The sequence below is a fragment of the Anabaena sp. CCY 9402-a genome (assembly GCF_963920945.1).
In the GTDB taxonomy this organism is placed as follows: domain Bacteria; phylum Cyanobacteriota; class Cyanobacteriia; order Cyanobacteriales; family Nostocaceae; genus Trichormus; species Trichormus minutissimus.
Genome location: NZ_CAWUDL010000233.1, coordinates 1 through 255, shown reverse-complemented (window position 1 = coordinate 255; position 255 = coordinate 1). Strand labels below are relative to the sequence as shown.

The 255-nt window shown below is 60.8% G+C and carries 1 protein-coding gene; it reads right to left on the bottom strand.

The window, feature by feature from the left end; all coding sequences use genetic code 11:
• A partial coding sequence (locus ACM0OR_RS28415; protein ID WP_414579746.1) for a hypothetical protein occupies positions 1-255 on the bottom strand: 255 nt, incomplete at both ends.

Sequence of the window (255 nt, the reverse complement as noted above, 5' to 3'; positions counted from 1 at the left end):
CCCGACACCATCACCAACCGCGACACCATCACCAACCGCGACACCATCACCAACCGCGACACCATCACCAACCGCGACACCATCACCAACAGCAACGCCATCACCAACCCCGACACCATCACCAACCGCGACACCATCACCAACCCCGACACCATCACCAACAGCAACGCCATCACCAACCCCGACACCATCACCAACCCCGACACCATCACCAACCCCGACACCATCACCAACCGCGACACCATCACCAACCGC